The organism is Bacillus tequilensis KCTC 13622, assembly GCF_000507145.1.
Taxonomy (GTDB): domain Bacteria; phylum Bacillota; class Bacilli; order Bacillales; family Bacillaceae; genus Bacillus; species Bacillus tequilensis.
The window spans coordinates 1-15,520 of sequence record NZ_AYTO01000012.1 but is presented as its reverse complement, the minus strand read 5'-3'; the positions used below and the strand labels follow the sequence as shown (position 1 = coordinate 15,520).

At 41.9% G+C, this 15,520-nt stretch carries 16 protein-coding genes, 1 tRNA gene, 1 other RNA gene and 1 other annotated feature; of the genes, 13 read left to right on the top strand and 5 right to left on the bottom strand.

What is annotated here, in order from left to right; genetic code table 11:
* Positions 1-68 precede the first annotated feature (68 nt).
* Entirely contained in the window at positions 69-1,016 is a 948-nt protein-coding gene (locus tag V756_RS0106300) for a YaaC family protein (RefSeq protein WP_024713942.1), read from the bottom strand.
* Between the two features lie 120 nt (positions 1,017-1,136).
* On the opposite strand from V756_RS0106300, the gene guaB reads away from it, so the two are divergent.
* The 6 genes from guaB (at position 1,137) to V756_RS0106270 (ending at position 7,606) form a co-directional block, all read left to right on the top strand.
* Positions 1,137-2,603 (top strand): IMP dehydrogenase, encoded by a 1,467-nt coding sequence (gene guaB, locus V756_RS0106295; protein WP_024713941.1) that lies wholly within the window; start codon positions 1,137-1,139, stop codon positions 2,601-2,603.
* A 152-nt stretch (positions 2,604-2,755) separates the two neighbouring features.
* On the top strand, positions 2,756-4,087 hold the full coding sequence (dacA, locus tag V756_RS0106290; protein ID WP_024713940.1) for a D-alanyl-D-alanine carboxypeptidase: 1,332 nt from the start codon (positions 2,756-2,758) through the stop codon (positions 4,085-4,087).
* 196 nt (positions 4,088-4,283) lie between these two features.
* Entirely contained in the window at positions 4,284-5,168 is an 885-nt protein-coding gene (gene pdxS, locus V756_RS0106285; protein WP_024713939.1) for a pyridoxal 5'-phosphate synthase lyase subunit PdxS, read from the top strand.
* A gap of 21 nt (positions 5,169-5,189) precedes the next feature.
* Entirely contained in the window at positions 5,190-5,780 is a 591-nt protein-coding gene (gene pdxT / locus V756_RS0106280; protein WP_024713938.1) for a pyridoxal 5'-phosphate synthase glutaminase subunit PdxT, read from the top strand.
* Positions 5,781-5,832: 52 nt separating this feature from the next.
* Positions 5,833-6,044 (top strand) — a binding site (T-box leader).
* Between the two features lie 56 nt (positions 6,045-6,100).
* Positions 6,101-7,378, top strand: a complete 1,278-nt coding sequence (serS, locus tag V756_RS0106275) for a serine--tRNA ligase (protein ID WP_024713937.1) — start codon at positions 6,101-6,103, stop codon at positions 7,376-7,378.
* 135 nt (positions 7,379-7,513) lie between these two features.
* Positions 7,514-7,606: transfer RNA gene (locus V756_RS0106270), tRNA-Ser, on the top strand.
* A 111-nt stretch (positions 7,607-7,717) separates the two neighbouring features.
* On the opposite strand, the gene dck is transcribed toward V756_RS0106270, so the two are convergent.
* From dck to V756_RS0106250, 4 genes are all read right to left on the bottom strand, one after another.
* Positions 7,718-8,371 carry a deoxyadenosine/deoxycytidine kinase gene (dck, locus tag V756_RS0106265; protein ID WP_024713936.1) on the bottom strand — a complete coding sequence of 218 codons (654 nt, stop codon included), beginning with the start codon at positions 8,369-8,371 and terminating at the stop codon, positions 7,718-7,720.
* Positions 8,368-8,991, bottom strand: coding sequence for a deoxyguanosine kinase (gene dgk, locus V756_RS0106260; protein ID WP_024713935.1), 624 nt, complete (start codon positions 8,989-8,991; stop codon positions 8,368-8,370). The genes dck and dgk overlap by 4 nt, the downstream gene beginning before the upstream one ends.
* Positions 8,992-9,088: 97 nt before the next feature.
* Complete coding sequence (locus tag V756_RS0106255) at positions 9,089-10,372, bottom strand: LysM peptidoglycan-binding domain-containing protein (RefSeq protein ID WP_024713934.1); 1,284 nt, start codon at positions 10,370-10,372, stop codon at positions 9,089-9,091.
* Between the two features lie 69 nt (positions 10,373-10,441).
* A complete protein-coding gene (locus V756_RS0106250; protein WP_024713933.1) occupies positions 10,442-10,987 on the bottom strand; it encodes a cysteine hydrolase family protein in 546 nt (181 codons plus the stop codon).
* 84 nt (positions 10,988-11,071) lie between these two features.
* Here V756_RS0106250 and tadA point away from each other — a divergent pair, with 84 nt between their 5' ends.
* From tadA to bofA, 7 genes are all read left to right on the top strand, one after another.
* A complete protein-coding gene (gene tadA / locus V756_RS0106245; protein WP_024713932.1) occupies positions 11,072-11,557 on the top strand; it encodes a tRNA adenosine(34) deaminase TadA in 486 nt (161 codons plus the stop codon).
* An 83-nt stretch (positions 11,558-11,640) separates the two neighbouring features.
* An RNA gene (gene ffs / locus V756_RS1000000123315) (signal recognition particle sRNA large type) lies at positions 11,641-11,905 on the top strand.
* A gap of 129 nt (positions 11,906-12,034) precedes the next feature.
* The gene (gene dnaX / locus V756_RS0106240) at positions 12,035-13,726 is read left to right on the top strand and encodes a DNA polymerase III subunit gamma/tau (protein WP_024713931.1); all 1,692 of its coding nucleotides are present in this window, start codon (positions 12,035-12,037) and stop codon (positions 13,724-13,726) included.
* Between the two features lie 23 nt (positions 13,727-13,749).
* Positions 13,750-14,073 carry a YbaB/EbfC family nucleoid-associated protein gene (locus V756_RS0106235; protein WP_024713930.1) on the top strand — a complete coding sequence of 108 codons (324 nt, stop codon included), beginning with the start codon at positions 13,750-13,752 and terminating at the stop codon, positions 14,071-14,073.
* A 14-nt stretch (positions 14,074-14,087) separates the two neighbouring features.
* Positions 14,088-14,684, top strand: a complete 597-nt coding sequence (gene recR / locus V756_RS0106230; protein WP_003225425.1) for a recombination protein RecR — start codon at positions 14,088-14,090, stop codon at positions 14,682-14,684.
* Positions 14,685-14,701: 17 nt separating this feature from the next.
* On the top strand, positions 14,702-14,926 hold the full coding sequence (locus V756_RS0106225) for a YaaL family protein (protein WP_024713929.1): 225 nt from the start codon (positions 14,702-14,704) through the stop codon (positions 14,924-14,926).
* Positions 14,927-14,992: 66 nt separating this feature from the next.
* Positions 14,993-15,256, top strand: coding sequence for a sigma-K factor-processing regulator BofA (gene bofA, locus V756_RS0106220; RefSeq protein ID WP_024713928.1), 264 nt, complete (start codon positions 14,993-14,995; stop codon positions 15,254-15,256).
* The last annotated feature ends 264 nt before the right edge of the window (positions 15,257-15,520 follow it).

Here is a 15,520-nt window from a genome sequence, read left to right as displayed (position 1 = left end):
CCCCCTGTGAGAGTAGGACGCCGCCAAGCAAGGTAAAACCCAGCTCATTGAGCTGGGTTTTTTGTTTGTCAAAACTGAAGAAGAAATTGTAAGGCATATTTCGGGAATTTATTTTCTGTCACCAATAAAAACTGCTGAATTAACACGTAATCATCACTTATATGCTGCGTCAGCAACTCATACCACCATTCCGTCTCATACCTCGCAATCATCCCTATGTTGTACAAAATTAAATAATGAATTGCCATTTCAGGAAGTCTCAGAAACTGTTCCCTTTGAGAAGGAATAAAATATTGGTCCTTCCCCATGTCATACAATAAGCTGGTTGATGTCCATGGCTTCGTATCTTGCGGTGGAATTTCAAATAGCAGCCCGTGTTCATTTTTCTTTGCAAAAGACCATTGGAAATGATGGGCCATATATTCAGCAAATCTTGAATCAGACATTTTATAATTGATTACCACATCCTCTGGTACAGAAATCCATTCCTCTTCCTTCTCAACTTTTGTCAGAAAACATTCTTTCTGCTGGAAATAGAAAGTATCACTTAGCTCTGGAATCGCCTTTAATAATTTTTTCATGATGTACCGTTCATCCACTGTATCCGATTGCCCGAATATGTGTTGCATGAAATGCATGCATAGGCCGTTTCGTTGTATTTTGACTTCATCATCGCTAAAACAATAATTCTGTTTCTTTCGCTTTCTTGTTGTTACGCCATGCGCCAGTACTGATGTATGGCTTGGATAATGAGGATCACGTGTAATGAGACATGCTTTGATAAGTTGTGCCATTCCATAAAATAAAAGAATCGGTTTGATTTCTAATGGGGAATATGCAGCTTGTTTATAAAACGATTCTGCATGCTTTAAGAAATAGATAAATCGTTCACTGTTTTTAAAAGAGTTTTTCTTCGCATCATCAATACCGTTTAAGATATAAACTTTTTCTAGAAATTTTTGGGTTGATTCAACGGAGTAAAATAGCGCTAAGTCTTTCCACTCATGATATGTCATATGTATTTCCTGATCCCTTCCGTTATCTAAATATTTCAACTCTTTCCCGCTTCCTTGACATGCTCTTGGCTAGTTGATAATCTACATATAATATTTTGCCGAAAAGAGGGGGATTTACTAATGTGGGAAAGTAAATTTTCAAAACAAGGCTTAACGTTCGACGATGTGCTGCTTGTACCAGCCAAGTCAGAGGTACTTCCGCGGGATGTGGATTTATCTGTAGAACTTACAAAAACGTTAAAGCTTAATATTCCTGTCATCAGCGCAGGTATGGACACTGTAACAGAATCAGCAATGGCAATTGCAATGGCTAGACAAGGCGGCTTGGGCATCATTCATAAAAACATGTCCATTGAACAGCAGGCTGAACAAGTTGATAAAGTTAAGCGTTCAGAGCGCGGCGTTATCACAAATCCCTTCTTTTTAACTCCTGATCACCAAGTATTTGATGCGGAGCATTTGATGGGGAAATACAGAATTTCCGGTGTTCCGATTGTAAATAACGAAGAAGACCAGCAGCTTGTTGGAATCATTACAAATCGTGATCTTCGTTTTATTTCTGACTACTCAATGAAAATCAGCGATGTCATGACAAAAGAAGAGCTTGTTACTGCACCTGTAGGAACAACTCTTGATGAAGCTGAAAAGATTTTGCAGAAACATAAAATTGAAAAGCTTCCCCTCGTTGATGACCAAAATAAATTAAAAGGTCTTATCACAATTAAAGATATTGAAAAAGTCATTGAGTTCCCGAACTCATCTAAAGATATCCACGGGCGTCTGATCGTTGGTGCAGCAGTTGGCGTTACTGGCGACACGATGACTCGCGTTAAGAAGCTTGTTGAAGCCAATGTCGATGTTATTGTTATCGATACAGCTCACGGACATTCTCAAGGTGTCTTAAACACAGTAACAAAAATCCGTGAAACATATCCTGAATTAAATATTATCGCTGGAAACGTGGCAACAGCTGAAGCGACAAGAGCACTTATCGAAGCTGGGGCAGACGTTGTCAAAGTGGGAATCGGACCTGGTTCAATTTGTACTACACGCGTGGTAGCAGGTGTCGGTGTTCCGCAAATCACAGCAATTTATGATTGTGCGACTGAAGCAAGAAAGCAAGGTAAAACAATCATCGCTGACGGCGGAATTAAATTCTCTGGCGATATCACTAAGGCGTTGGCAGCCGGCGGACATGCTGTTATGCTCGGAAGCTTGCTTGCAGGCACGTCAGAAAGCCCTGGTGAAACTGAAATCTACCAAGGCAGAAGATTTAAAGTATACCGCGGTATGGGATCAGTTGCTGCAATGGAAAAAGGAAGTAAAGACCGTTACTTCCAAGAAGAAAACAAAAAATTCGTTCCTGAGGGAATCGAAGGACGCACACCTTATAAAGGACCAGTTGAAGAAACAGTGTATCAGCTAGTTGGCGGTCTTCGTTCTGGTATGGGATATTGCGGATCTAAAGATCTTCGTGCTTTAAGAGAAGAAGCTCAGTTTATTCGCATGACTGGCGCAGGGCTTCGCGAAAGCCATCCGCATGACGTACAGATTACAAAAGAATCTCCGAACTATACAATTTCATAATAAATTGTTACAAATTAAAAACATTTGACAGGGTCTCTGACTCTGTCTATTTTTTTTATAATGATTATGATAAAATTTATACTGTTGTGCATTGAAAATGTCCTTAACGGCTTAATTATAGATGAAGAAAATGAAATACGGAGGTCGTACGATTGAACATCAAGAAATATAAACAGCTACTGATGTCATTGGTTGTGTTAACACTAGCTGTCACTTGTCTGGCTCCAATGTCAAAAGCAAAAGCAGCAAGCGATCCAATTGATATCAATGCATCAGCTGCAATTATGATCGAAGCTTCTTCAGGTAAAATCCTGTACAGTAAAAATGCAGATAAGAGACTGCCAATTGCCAGCATGACAAAAATGATGACAGAGTATCTGTTATTAGAAGCAATTGATCAAGGTAAAGTGAAATGGGACCAAACCTATACGCCTGATGACTATGTGTATCAAATTTCCCAAGATAACAGCTTATCAAACGTTCCTCTTCGGAAAGATGGGAAATACACAGTAAAAGAATTATATCAAGCTACAGCAATTTATTCTGCAAATGCCGCTGCTATTGCGATTGCAGAAATCCTTGCGGGTACTGAAACTAAGTTTGTTGAAAAAATGAATGCAAAAGCAAAAGAACTAGGCTTAACAGATTACAAATTTGTTAACGCAACAGGTCTTGAAAACAAAGATCTTCACGGGCATCAGCCTGAGGGGACAAGCGTAAATGAAGAAAGTGAAGTTTCTGCTAAGGACATGGCGATTCTTGCGGATCACTTGGTTACTGACTACCCTGAAATTCTGGAGACTTCCAGTATCGCAAAAACGAAGTTCAGAGAAGGCACTGATGATGAAATGGATATGCCGAACTGGAACTTCATGCTGAAAGGGCTCGTCAGCGAGTATAAGAATGCGAATGTAGATGGATTGAAAACAGGTTCTACTGACTCTGCAGGTTCTTGTTTCACAGGTACTGCCGAGAAAAACGGAATGCGTGTTATCACTGTTGTGCTGAATGCAAAGGGCAACCTTCACACAGGCCGTTTTGATGAAACGAAAAAAATGTTCGATTATGCTTTCAACAATTTCTCTATGAAAGAAATTTATGCTCAAGGTGATCAAGTAAAAGGGCATAAAACAATTTCAGTTGATAAGGGCAAAGAGAAAGAAGTAGGCATTGTGACAAACAAGTCGTTCTCTCTTCCTGTCAAAAATGGTGAAGAAAAGAATTACAAAGCGAAGGTTACACTGAATAAAGACAACTTAACTGCTCCTGTGAAAAAAGGAACCAAGGTTGGGAAGCTGACTGCGGAATATACAGGTAATGAAAAGGATTATGGATTCCTTAACAGCGATCTGGCTGGGGTAGACCTTGTTACAAAAGAAGATGTAGAAAAAGCAAACTGGTTTGTTTTGACAATGCGGAGCATCGGCGGATTTTTTGCCGGTATTTGGGGAAGCATTGTTGATACAGTAACCGGCTGGTTTTAATTAATCGAAAGAGCTCTGATGGATGTTAGGGCTCTTTCGTTTAATATACTGAAAAAACCCAATTTTTAATAAAAAATGATTTTCAAAGCGTTAAAAACCGAATAAAATAGTATATATCCATATGAATTATTGGATTTCTAGGATACAATAAGAATTAGAAATCACATCACTATACCTTGATTAGGGGGACCAAAAAATGGCTCAAACAGGTACTGAACGTGTAAAACGCGGAATGGCAGAAATGCAAAAAGGCGGCGTCATTATGGACGTCATCAATGCGGAACAAGCGAAAATTGCTGAAGAGGCTGGAGCTGTCGCTGTAATGGCGCTAGAACGTGTGCCGGCCGATATTCGCGCGGCTGGAGGAGTTGCCCGTATGGCTGACCCTACGATCGTGGAAGAGGTAATGAATGCAGTATCTATCCCGGTAATGGCAAAAGCGCGTATCGGACATATTGTTGAAGCGCGTGTGCTTGAAGCTATGGGAGTTGACTATATTGATGAAAGTGAAGTTCTGACTCCGGCTGACGAAGAATTTCATTTGAATAAAAATGAATACACAGTTCCTTTTGTCTGCGGCTGCCGTGATCTTGGTGAAGCAACACGCCGTATTGCTGAAGGCGCATCTATGCTTCGTACTAAAGGTGAGCCTGGAACAGGGAATATTGTTGAGGCTGTTCGCCATATGCGTAAAGTAAACGCTCAAGTGCGCAAAGTCGTTGCGATGAGTAATGATGAACTCATGACAGAAGCGAAAAACCTAGGTGCTCCTTACGAGCTTCTGCTTCAAATTAAAAAAGACGGTAAGCTTCCAGTCGTAAACTTTGCCGCTGGCGGTGTAGCAACTCCAGCTGATGCTGCTCTCATGATGCAGCTTGGTGCTGACGGAGTATTTGTTGGCTCTGGCATTTTCAAATCAGACAACCCTGCTAAGTTTGCAAAAGCAATTGTCGAAGCAACGACACACTTCACTGATTACAAATTAATTGCTGAGCTTTCAAAAGAGCTTGGTACTGCAATGAAAGGGATTGAAATCTCAAACTTACTTCCAGAACAGCGTATGCAAGAGCGCGGCTGGTAAGAATATAGGAGCGCTGCTGACATGTTAACAATAGGTGTACTAGGACTTCAAGGAGCAGTAAGAGAGCATATTCGTGCAATTGAATCATGCGGCGCGGCTGGTCTTGTCGTTAAACGTCCGGAGCAGCTGAATGAAATCGACGGGTTGATTTTGCCGGGTGGTGAGAGCACGACGATGCGCCGATTGATTGATACGTATCAATTCATGGAGCCGCTTCGTGAATTTGCTGCTCAAGGAAAACCGATGTTTGGGACATGCGCTGGATTAATTATATTAGCAAAAGAAATTGCTGGTTCAGATAATCCTCATTTAGGTCTGCTGAATGTGGTTGTTGAACGCAATTCGTTTGGCCGGCAGGTTGACAGCTTTGAAGCTGATTTAACAATCAAAGGTCTGGACGAACCTTTTACAGGGGTATTCATCCGTGCGCCGCATATATTAGAAGCTGGTGAAAATGTTGAAGTTCTTTCAGAGCATAATGGCCGCATTGTAGCTGCGAGACAGGGACAATTCCTAGGCTGCTCATTTCATCCGGAACTGACAGAAGATCACCGAGTGACACAGCTGTTTGTGCAAATGGTTGAGGAATATAAGCAGAAAGCACTTGTATAAAACAGTTGAAAGCTGTGGAAACTTATAGTACATTATAAGCACAAATAAAGATCGAAAAGCGTTGATAGGAATTAGTAAGAAGCCGCTCTTTCTAAGAGAGCCGATGGTTGGTGCGAATCGGTAAAGATGCTGTCTGAATCCATCCTTGAGCGAAATGCTGAAACGAGTAGGCATTTACGGGATAACCGTTATGTGTGAAAGTGGAAAATGAGTCTTTGGCTTGTTTTCAATCAGGGTGGCAACGCGAGAGCTCTCGTCCCTTTATGGGGATGAGGGCTCTTTTTATTTTTCGATAAATTAATAAAAAAGGAGTGTTTCGCATGCTTGATACGAAAATGCTGAGAGCAAATTTTCAAGAAATTAAAGCAAAGCTTGTACACAAAGGCGAAGACTTAACTGATTTTGATAAGTTTGAGGCGCTTGACGACAGACGAAGAGAGCTGATCGGCAAGGTTGAAGAGCTAAAAGGAAAACGGAATGAAGTATCTCAGCAGGTTGCTGTGCTGAAACGTGAGAAAAAAGACGCAGATCACATTATTAAAGAAATGCGTGAAGTCGGAGAGGAAATTAAAAAACTTGACGATGAATTAAGAAGAGTGGAAGCTGAGCTTGATACCATCCTTCTTTCAATTCCAAATATTCCGCATGAGTCTGTCCCTGTCGGTGAAACAGAAGATGACAACATTGAAGTGCGTAAATGGGGTGAAAAGCCTTCATTTGCTTACGAGCCGAAGCCTCACTGGGATATCGCAGATGAACTGGGAATTCTTGATTTTGAACGTGCTGCAAAAGTAACAGGAAGCCGTTTCGTGTTCTATAAAGGTTTAGGTGCTCGTCTGGAGCGTGCGCTTTATAACTTTATGCTTGATCTGCATGTGGATGAGTATAACTATACTGAAGTGATTCCACCTTATATGGTAAACCGAGCAAGCATGACGGGAACGGGTCAGCTTCCTAAATTCGAAGAGGATGCGTTTAAAATCAGAGAAGAAGATTACTTCTTAATTCCGACGGCGGAAGTACCGATTACAAATATGCATCGTGATGAAATCCTTTCAGGTGATAACCTGCCGATTAACTATGCGGCATTCAGTGCCTGCTTCCGTTCTGAAGCCGGTTCAGCAGGGCGTGATACACGCGGATTAATCCGTCAGCACCAATTTAATAAAGTAGAGCTTGTGAAGTTTGTGAAGCCTGAAGATTCTTATGAAGAATTAGAGAAGCTCACAAATCAAGCAGAACGAGTTCTTCAGCTGCTTGAACTTCCATACCGTGTGATGAGCATGTGTACGGGTGACTTAGGATTCACGGCTGCAAAGAAATACGATATCGAGGTTTGGATTCCAAGCCAAGACACATATCGTGAAATTTCTTCTTGCAGCAACTTTGAAGCGTTCCAGGCAAGACGTGCGAACATTCGTTTCAGACGTGAAGCGAAAGGCAAGCCTGAGCATGTACACACATTGAATGGTTCAGGTTTGGCCGTCGGAAGAACAGTTGCCGCTATCTTAGAAAATTATCAGCAGGAAGACGGAAGTGTTGTAATTCCAAAAGTTCTTCGCCCTTATATGGGGAATAGAGATGTTATCAAACTATAAAATTGTAAAAAGGTGTGCTTGCTAAGGCACGCCTTTTTTCCTATGTAAACAGGGCGTTTTTATAAAAACGAAAAAAGTTTTTGAAAGTACTTGACCATATGAGAACATTCATGATATAGTAAATCTTGTCGATACGGAGGAATACCCAAGTCCGGCTGAAGGGATCGGTCTTGAAAACCGACAGGGGTGTCAAAGCCCGCGGGGGTTCGAATCCCTCTTCCTCCGCCATATTGATTTTAATTCTAATGAAATACAAGCATATATTGGAGATTGTTTTGTCCGTTGCCTTCGGTGCAACGGATTTTTTATTATATTAAAAAAGTGAATCTCAGCTGAGACTCACTTTTTTTGATTTTCATGAATAACTGAAGCGATTTGATCTACAATATGTTCAATTGAGCTTTCGTCGTTCAGCAGATCATAATCCTCAATGCGAAGCTTTAAAACAGGGCAGGCGTTAAAACCGCTAATCCAGTTTTCATAGCGTGTGTGCATTTCTTCCCAATAAGAACGGTTTGTCTGAAGCTCCATTTCACGCCCGCGTTCTTCAATTCGGTTTAAGATGTTTTCCAGATCTCCTTCTAAATAGATCAATACATCCGGGTGTGGGAAGTACGGTGTCATGACCATTGCTTCGAAAAGGCTTGTGTACGTTTTATAATCAATCTTTGACATTGTCCCTTTGTCAGCATGCATTTTCGCGAAAATGCCAGTGTCTTCATAAATAGAACGGTCCTGTACAAATCCTCCGCCGGCTTCAAATATCGTTTTCTGTTCTTTGAAACGTTCAGCCAAGAAATAGATTTGCAGGTGGAAGCTCCAACGCTCAAAATCATGATAGAACTTTTCTAAGTATGGATTATGATCAACTTCCTCCAGAGAGGTTTTAAATCCAAGCCGTTTAGCCAAAGCTTTTGTTAAAGTCGATTTTCCGACACCTACTGTTCCTGCTACTGTAATAATTGAATTCTTAGGGATATGATGTTCCTTCATACGATAAGCTCCTTTACATGGGCGGCAATGCGTTCAAAGTCGCTCTTATTCAAAACGAAATCTTTTGAATCACCATCTATAGTTAACACTGTAAGCTCAGGATCTGATTCCTGCAGCTGTTTGATGGCGACTTCATAATCTGCGATCAGCTGCTCCAAATAGCTTGTTTCAATTTTTTTCTCAAAGGGGCGTCCGCGTTTTTCAATGCGATGTAACAGTGTGGGCAGACTAGCCTTTATGTAAATGATGAAATTCGGCTTTGGCAGATCATCCGTAAGCAGGTGATAAATCTTTTTATATTTTTCCAGCTGATGTTGAGACAGAGTGCGTTCAGCAAAAATCACATTTTTATAAATGTGATAATCAGCTATCACAGGCTGTCCCTTTTTTAAACAGTGATCACTGGTGTCTTCAAGCTGTTTATATCTGTGACAAAGAAAGAACATCTCAAGCTGGAAGCTCCATTCCTCTATGTTGTCATAAAACTTATCAAGGTACGGGTTATCCTCAACAATCTCACTAATCATAGGGAATCCAAGCTCTTGTGAGAGCATCGTCGCGAGGGTTGTTTTTCCTGCCCCGATAGGACCTTCTATTGCAATAAAAGGGGCTGTATTCATCGGAATCCTCCTTATTTCTAAAAAACGTTCGTCAGTTACCGACCTTCATATTGTATCACAACCCTCGGGTGCTCCCATGAAAAAAGACGTTTCCAAATTATCGAAACGTCTTTTTGACAACATTAAATTGATCAGACAGCAGCAGCCAGTTTTGCGGGAAGGAAAGACCCAGCTTCCAGTAGCTGATGCCTCTTAAGTTCAGCTCTTTAATCAGATTGAATTTTGCTTGAATTGAGCGGGCATCTTCAAACCATACTTCGTGTCTCCTGTTTTCTGCATCAGTATAGCGGAAGAAAGGGGCTTGAGCCGTTTGGTCATATTGAATGGAAGCATTGTTTCGATCGGCTATGACAATGGCTTGCTGAGGGCTTATTGCTCTAGCCGGGGGTCCCCCTGCTGTATATGGCAGCGTCCAGTCATATCCGTATAAATTCTGGCCCATGACAATTTTATTTGCAGGCATTTCAGTCAAAGCGTATTCTATGACATCCCGAACAGGCCCAATTGGAGAAACGGCTTGAGCAGGCCCGCCGCTATAGCCCCATTCATATGTCATGAGAACAACAAAGTCGACGATTTGGCCGTGTGCTCTGTAATCATGAGCTGCGTACCATCTGCCCTGCTGTGTTGCACTTGTTTTAGGGGCAAGTGCCGTAGATATTTCTAGGCCTTCTCGGTGGAAACGATCCCTTGCTTCGCGAAGAAATTGATTATAGGCTTCTCTATCCTCGGGCCGCAAATATTCAAAATCGAAATGAATATCATAAAAACCATATCTTTTTGCATTCTCGACGATTTCATTTAAAAGTCTTCTTTTTACAGTAACGTCGTTCAAAAGGACTTGACCTAGCTCATCGCTGAATGCCTGGTTTTCTAAATTCGTGATAATCATCATTAATGACGTGTTTTGATTCTCTGCGATGCTTCTTAAATTCGTTAAAGGCGGTGCGGCTAAGGTTCCGTCCCGCTGTGCTTGGAAACTGAATGCGCCAAGATATGTTAGATAGGGTGACGCTTCTCTGGCCGCCTGCTGCAGATTTTCGCTGACTTGATTTCCTCGGGGCTCCAAATAAGCATTTGATTCGATATCACGTTTGGGAACCGTAGGAATGTATAAACGGAAACCAATCTGAAGCATGGTATTTAACTGAATGCGGTTAACCCTGGCGAGCTCAGCTGCCGTTGTACGAAACTGCCGCGCGATCGATGCCAAGGTATCACCTTGCTTCACCTCATAGAACTGGCCAGCTATTGGAATGACAATGGTTTGTCCGACAACAAGGCTGTCGGTATTTGGTATTTCATTCGCTTCTGTGATCTGGCTTACGGTTGTTCTGTATTGTGATGCGATAGCAGAAAGAGTGTCACCCTGTTTCACCACATAAATTTGAATGAAAAACGCCTCCTTTCATATCGCTATCAATGTATGAAAGAAAAGCGCCGATCATGTTTATTTTTCTGTAATTCGTTCCTCCGTCGTAATTTCCGCAAAAAGAACATTTTCCATCATGGTTAAGGCGAATTCATTATCTTCATCACAATTTGAAGCAATGCAGTCTTTGGGAATCGAGATGCTGTATTCCCTCATGTAAGCATCATTAGCGGTAAACAGCACGCATATGTTACCGGCTATACCTGTTAAGATAATATGCTTCACCTGTAATTCGGTAAGGAGTGTGTGAAGTGCTGTTTCGTAAAAGGCGGAATGCTTCGGTTTGATTAAAAAATAATCAGCATCTTCTGGAGCGATTTGTCTGATGATATCCCTGCTTTTTTCATTTGTGCATTCCTGCTGAATATTTTTTATATCTGCTTGCCAAAGTCCGTAATGATCATTAATGTAGATAATCGGCCAGTCATTTTGTCTCGCGTAATCCTTTAATGATAAAATGTGAGGAACGATTTTTTCTGTTTTTTTGGCGAGGCTTTCTCCCATATCGAATTCAAAATTATTGATCATGTCTACAATGAGAAGAGCTGTGTCTGATTTGGACATCGACAGTCTCCTTTCTGTTTCAGTTATAGTTAATATGTAGCCTTTTTAGGCAAGAAAAAAACTTTGAAAAGAGAGCTTACCCTTATGACACAAGATGAACTGTATATGATGGAAGCAATGAAAGAAGCGAGAAAAGCTGAAGAAAAAGGTGAAGTGCCAATCGGTGCCATCCTTGTCGTGAATGATGAAATCGTTGCACGTGCGCATAATTTAAGAGAAACGGAGCAGAGGTCAATTGCTCATGCTGAAATGCTTGTGATCGATGAAGCGTGCAAGGCATTAGGGACGTGGCGGCTGGAAGGCGCAACACTTTACGTTACACTTGAGCCTTGTCCCATGTGTGCCGGCGCCGTCGTGCTTTCCAGAGTGGAAAAAGTGGTTTTTGGCGCGTTTGACCCTAAAGGAGGCTGCTCAGGCACACTTATGAATCTTTTACAGGAAGAACGCTTTAATCACCAGGCTGAAGTCGTGAGCGGAGTGCTAGAGGATGAATGCGGAGAAATGCTCAGTTCGTTTTTTAGAGCACTGCGAAAAAAGAAGAAGGCTCTCAGGAAAAACTTGTCTGAGTAGTTCGGTTGCAATTTTTAGGGGAAAACGATATACTAAGTGTGCATCGTAATACAATGCGATATAAAAATTTGATATTTATTTTGCCGTGCTAAGCGGGGAGGTAGCGGTGCCCTGTACCTGCAATCCGCTCTAGCAGGGCCGAATCCCTTCTCGAGGTTCGTTTACTTTAAGGTCTGCCTTAAGTAAGTGGTGTTGACGTTTGGGTCCTGCGCAATGGGAATTCATGAACCATGTCAGGTCCGGAAGGAAGCAGCATTAAGTGAAACCTCCCATGTGCCGCAGGGTTGCCTGGGCTGAGCTAACTGCTTAAGTAACGCTTAGGGTAGCGAATCGACAGAAGGTGCACGGTAAATCAATCATCAAATTTTCAGACTCACCTATCATTAGGTGAGTTTTTTGTTATGTAAAAAGAGCTTTTGGAATCGAAACAAGGTTCATGTATAATGGGAATGATGAATAACGGAGGAGGGCAAACCCGTGAGTTACCAAGCTTTATATCGAGTATTCAGGCCTCAGCGATTTGAAGATGTGGTGGGACAAGAACACATTACAAAAACGCTGCAAAATGCCCTTTTGCAAAAAAAGTTTTCCCACGCCTATCTTTTTTCCGGGCCGAGGGGAACGGGAAAAACCAGTGCAGCCAAAATATTCGCCAAGGCTGTCAACTGTGAACATGCTCCTGTTGATGAGCCATGCAACGAATGTGCGGCCTGTAAAGGGATAACAAACGGGTCCATATCTGATGTCATAGAAATTGATGCCGCTTCTAATAACGGTGTTGATGAGATTCGTGACATTCGTGATAAAGTGAAGTTTGCCCCGTCGGCTGTCACATATAAGGTATATATCATAGATGAGGTGCATATGCTTTCTATCGGCGCCTTTAATGCTTTACTGAAAACATTAGAAGAGCCGCCTGAGCATTGTATTTTCATTTTAGCAACAACCGAACCGCACAAAATCCCTTTAACCATTATCTCCAGATGTCAGCGTTTTGATTTTAAACGGATTACATCCCAAGCGATTGTCGGACGCATGAATAAAATTGTTGATGCTGAACAGCTGCAAGTGGAGGAAGGATCGCTTGATATTATTGCGAGTGCTGCGGACGGAGGGATGAGGGACGCCCTGAGCCTCCTTGATCAGGCCGTATCATTCAGCGGCGATGCCCTGAAAGTTGAGGACGCGCTTTTGATTACGGGAGCTGTTTCGCAATTATATATAGGGAAGCTGGCACAATCCCTGCATGATAAAAACATTTCTGACGCACTGGAAACATTAAATGAACTTCTTCAACAAGGAAAAGATCCAGCTAAGCTGATAGAGGATATGATTTTCTATTTCAGGGACATGCTGCTGTACAAAACTGCCCCTGGTTTAGAAGGAGTGCTTGAAAAAGTAAAAGTCGATGAAACGTTCCGAGAACTAAGCGAACAAATTCCGACACAAGCGATATATGAAATGATCGATATACTTAACAAGAGCCATCAGGAAATGAAGTGGACGAATCATCCCCGCATCTTTTTCGAAGTGGCAGTGGTGAAGATTTGCCAAACGTCTCACCAGCCAACGGCCGATCTGCCGGAAGTTGATATGCTGATGAAAAAAATTCAGCAGCTGGAGCAGGAAGTGGAGCGGCTCAAAACAACAGGTGTTAAAGCAGCGGCGGAAAGCCCGAAAAAAGAAACGCCTCGTGCGCCAAAGGGCGGTAAATCCAATTACAAAGCGCCCGTAGGCAGAATCCATGAAATACTGAAGGAAGCCACGAGGACGGAACTTGACCAGCTCAGAAACAGCTGGGGCAAGCTTCTTGCTCACCTCAAACAGCAAAACAAAGTATCGCATGCCGCTTTGCTGAATGACAGTGAACCTGTGGCTGCTGCCTCAGCGGCATTTGTGCTGAAATTTAAATATGAAATTCATTGTAAAATGGTCGCCGAGGATAACAACGGAGTCCGGACCAATCTGGAGCAGATTTTAGAATCGATGCTCGGAAAACGAATGGATTTGATTGGCGTTCCAGAAGCACAATGGGGTAAAATAAGAGAAGGATTTTTAGTAGATCATCAGCAGGAAAATGAAGGATCAAATGAACCGGCTGAAGAAGACCCGCTTATTGCCGAGGCGAAAAAGCTTGTCGGAGCGGATTTAATTGAAATAAAAGACTAACAAAATGAAAGAGAGTGAATGCTATGCGTGGCGGAATGGGAAATATGCAAAAAATGATGAAACAAATGCAAAAAATGCAAAAGGACATGGCGAAGGCTCAAGAAGAGCTTGCAGAACAGGTTGTTGAAGGAACTGCAGGCGGCGGTATGGTAACAGTAAAAGTGAACGGCCAAAAAGAAGTCCTGGATGTCATCATCAAAGAAGAAGTCGTTGATCCGGAAGATATCGACATGCTTCAAGATTTAGTGCTTGCTGCAACGAATGAAGCACTGAAAAAAGTTGACGAGATTACAAACGAGACAATGGGTCAATTTACAAAGGGAATGAACATGCCAGGTTTATTCTAGGGGGATAAAAGAACATGCAATATCCTGAACCAATATCAAAGCTGATTGACAGCTTTATGAAATTGCCAGGGATCGGACCGAAAACAGCGGTTCGTCTGGCTTTTTTTGTTCTAGGTATGAAAGAAGATGTGGTATTAGATTTTGCGAAAGCATTAGTAAATGCGAAACGCAATCTGACATATTGTTCAGTTTGCGGGCATATTACAGATCAGGACCCTTGTTATATATGTGAAGATACGCGCAGGGATAAATCTGTTATCTGTGTTGTGCAAGACCCTAAGGATGTTATCGCTATGGAGAAAATGAAGGAATACAATGGACAATACCATGTTCTCCACGGTGCTATTTCGCCAATGGACGGTATCGGACCAGAGGATATTAAAATACCAGAATTGTTAAAACGATTACAGGATGATCAAGTGACAGAAGTGATTCTCGCGACAAACCCTAATATAGAAGGGGAAGCAACGGCGATGTATATATCAAGGCTCCTGAAGCCGTCTGGTATTAAGCTCTCCCGTATTGCCCACGGACTGCCCGTCGGCGGAGATTTGGAATATGCCGATGAGGTCACTCTTTCTAAAGCACTTGAAGGAAGACGTGAATTGTAAGGAGGAAAAAGCGATCCATGGGTTTTCTTCGCAAGAAAACATTGAGAAGAGAGTTTGATGAAAAACTAACCGAGCAGCTTTTTAAGCAAAAGGAAGAGTGGAACAGGCAGAAAAAGCTGGTTGAAAAAAGCTTAGAACCATCTGCAGAAGTGTTATATGAACTGAAAGTAGCTGAAGCGAAGTATTTTTTTTACTTGAGGGAAGCGAAGCAGCGAGATTTAAAAATCAGCCGGTGGAAGTAAGTGGTCTAAACTCCTGGATCTTCTCATAAGCTTGTACTAGAACAAGCAAAGGAGATGAGAAGATTCATGGAGCCTATTTTTATTATAGGAATTATTTTAGGACTGGTTATACTTCTTTTTTTATCAGGTTCAGCCGCAAAGCCCTTAAAGTGGATCGGCATCACTGCTGTTAAATTTGTGGCGGGCGCTTTGCTGCTGGTTTGCGTAAATATGTTTGGCGGCAGTCTTGGCATTCATGTCCCGGTTAATCTTGTCACAACAGCTATCAGCGGAATTTTAGGGATACCAGGAATAGCCGCGTTGGTAATCATTAAGCAATTTATTATCTAATTGTTATTATGTGTTGACTTTATTAAATGAAGGTGTTATTCTATTATACGTCGCTGATGACGAGTCGCTTTTAGAAAGAATGTATTCAAAAAAAGTTATTGACGAAAGCGGCGGAAAATGTTAAGATTATAAAGTCGCTTAAAGAGCGATAAACAAAGTTCTTTGAAAACTAAACAAGACAAAACGTACCTGTTAATTCATTTTTTAAACAAATCGCACAGCGATGTGCGTAGTCAGTCAAACTAGGGCCTGCACGATGCAGGT

Excerpts from the sequence above, each read along its gene's own strand:
- recR (WP_003225425.1), top strand. The coding sequence starts at position 14,088 with ATGCAATATCCTGAACCAATATCAAAGCTGATTGACAGCTTTATGAAA.
- V756_RS0106300 (WP_024713942.1), bottom strand. The coding sequence starts at position 1,016 with ATGACATATCATGAGTGGAAAGACTTAGCGCTATTTTACTCCGTTGAA.
- bofA (WP_024713928.1), top strand. The coding sequence starts at position 14,993 with ATGGAGCCTATTTTTATTATAGGAATTATTTTAGGACTGGTTATACTT.
- serS (WP_024713937.1), top strand. The coding sequence starts at position 6,101 with ATGCTTGATACGAAAATGCTGAGAGCAAATTTTCAAGAAATTAAAGCA.
- V756_RS0106235 (WP_024713930.1), top strand. The coding sequence starts at position 13,750 with ATGCGTGGCGGAATGGGAAATATGCAAAAAATGATGAAACAAATGCAA.
- pdxS (WP_024713939.1), top strand. The coding sequence starts at position 4,284 with ATGGCTCAAACAGGTACTGAACGTGTAAAACGCGGAATGGCAGAAATG.
- V756_RS0106250 (WP_024713933.1), bottom strand. The coding sequence starts at position 10,987 with ATGTCCAAATCAGACACAGCTCTTCTCATTGTAGACATGATCAATAAT.
- dgk (WP_024713935.1), bottom strand. The coding sequence starts at position 8,991 with ATGAATACAGCCCCTTTTATTGCAATAGAAGGTCCTATCGGGGCAGGA.
- dck (WP_024713936.1), bottom strand. The coding sequence starts at position 8,371 with ATGAAGGAACATCATATCCCTAAGAATTCAATTATTACAGTAGCAGGA.
- V756_RS0106225 (WP_024713929.1), top strand. The coding sequence starts at position 14,702 with ATGGGTTTTCTTCGCAAGAAAACATTGAGAAGAGAGTTTGATGAAAAA.
- tadA (WP_024713932.1), top strand. The coding sequence starts at position 11,072 with ATGACACAAGATGAACTGTATATGATGGAAGCAATGAAAGAAGCGAGA.
- pdxT (WP_024713938.1), top strand. The coding sequence starts at position 5,190 with ATGTTAACAATAGGTGTACTAGGACTTCAAGGAGCAGTAAGAGAGCAT.
- guaB (WP_024713941.1), top strand. The coding sequence starts at position 1,137 with ATGTGGGAAAGTAAATTTTCAAAACAAGGCTTAACGTTCGACGATGTG.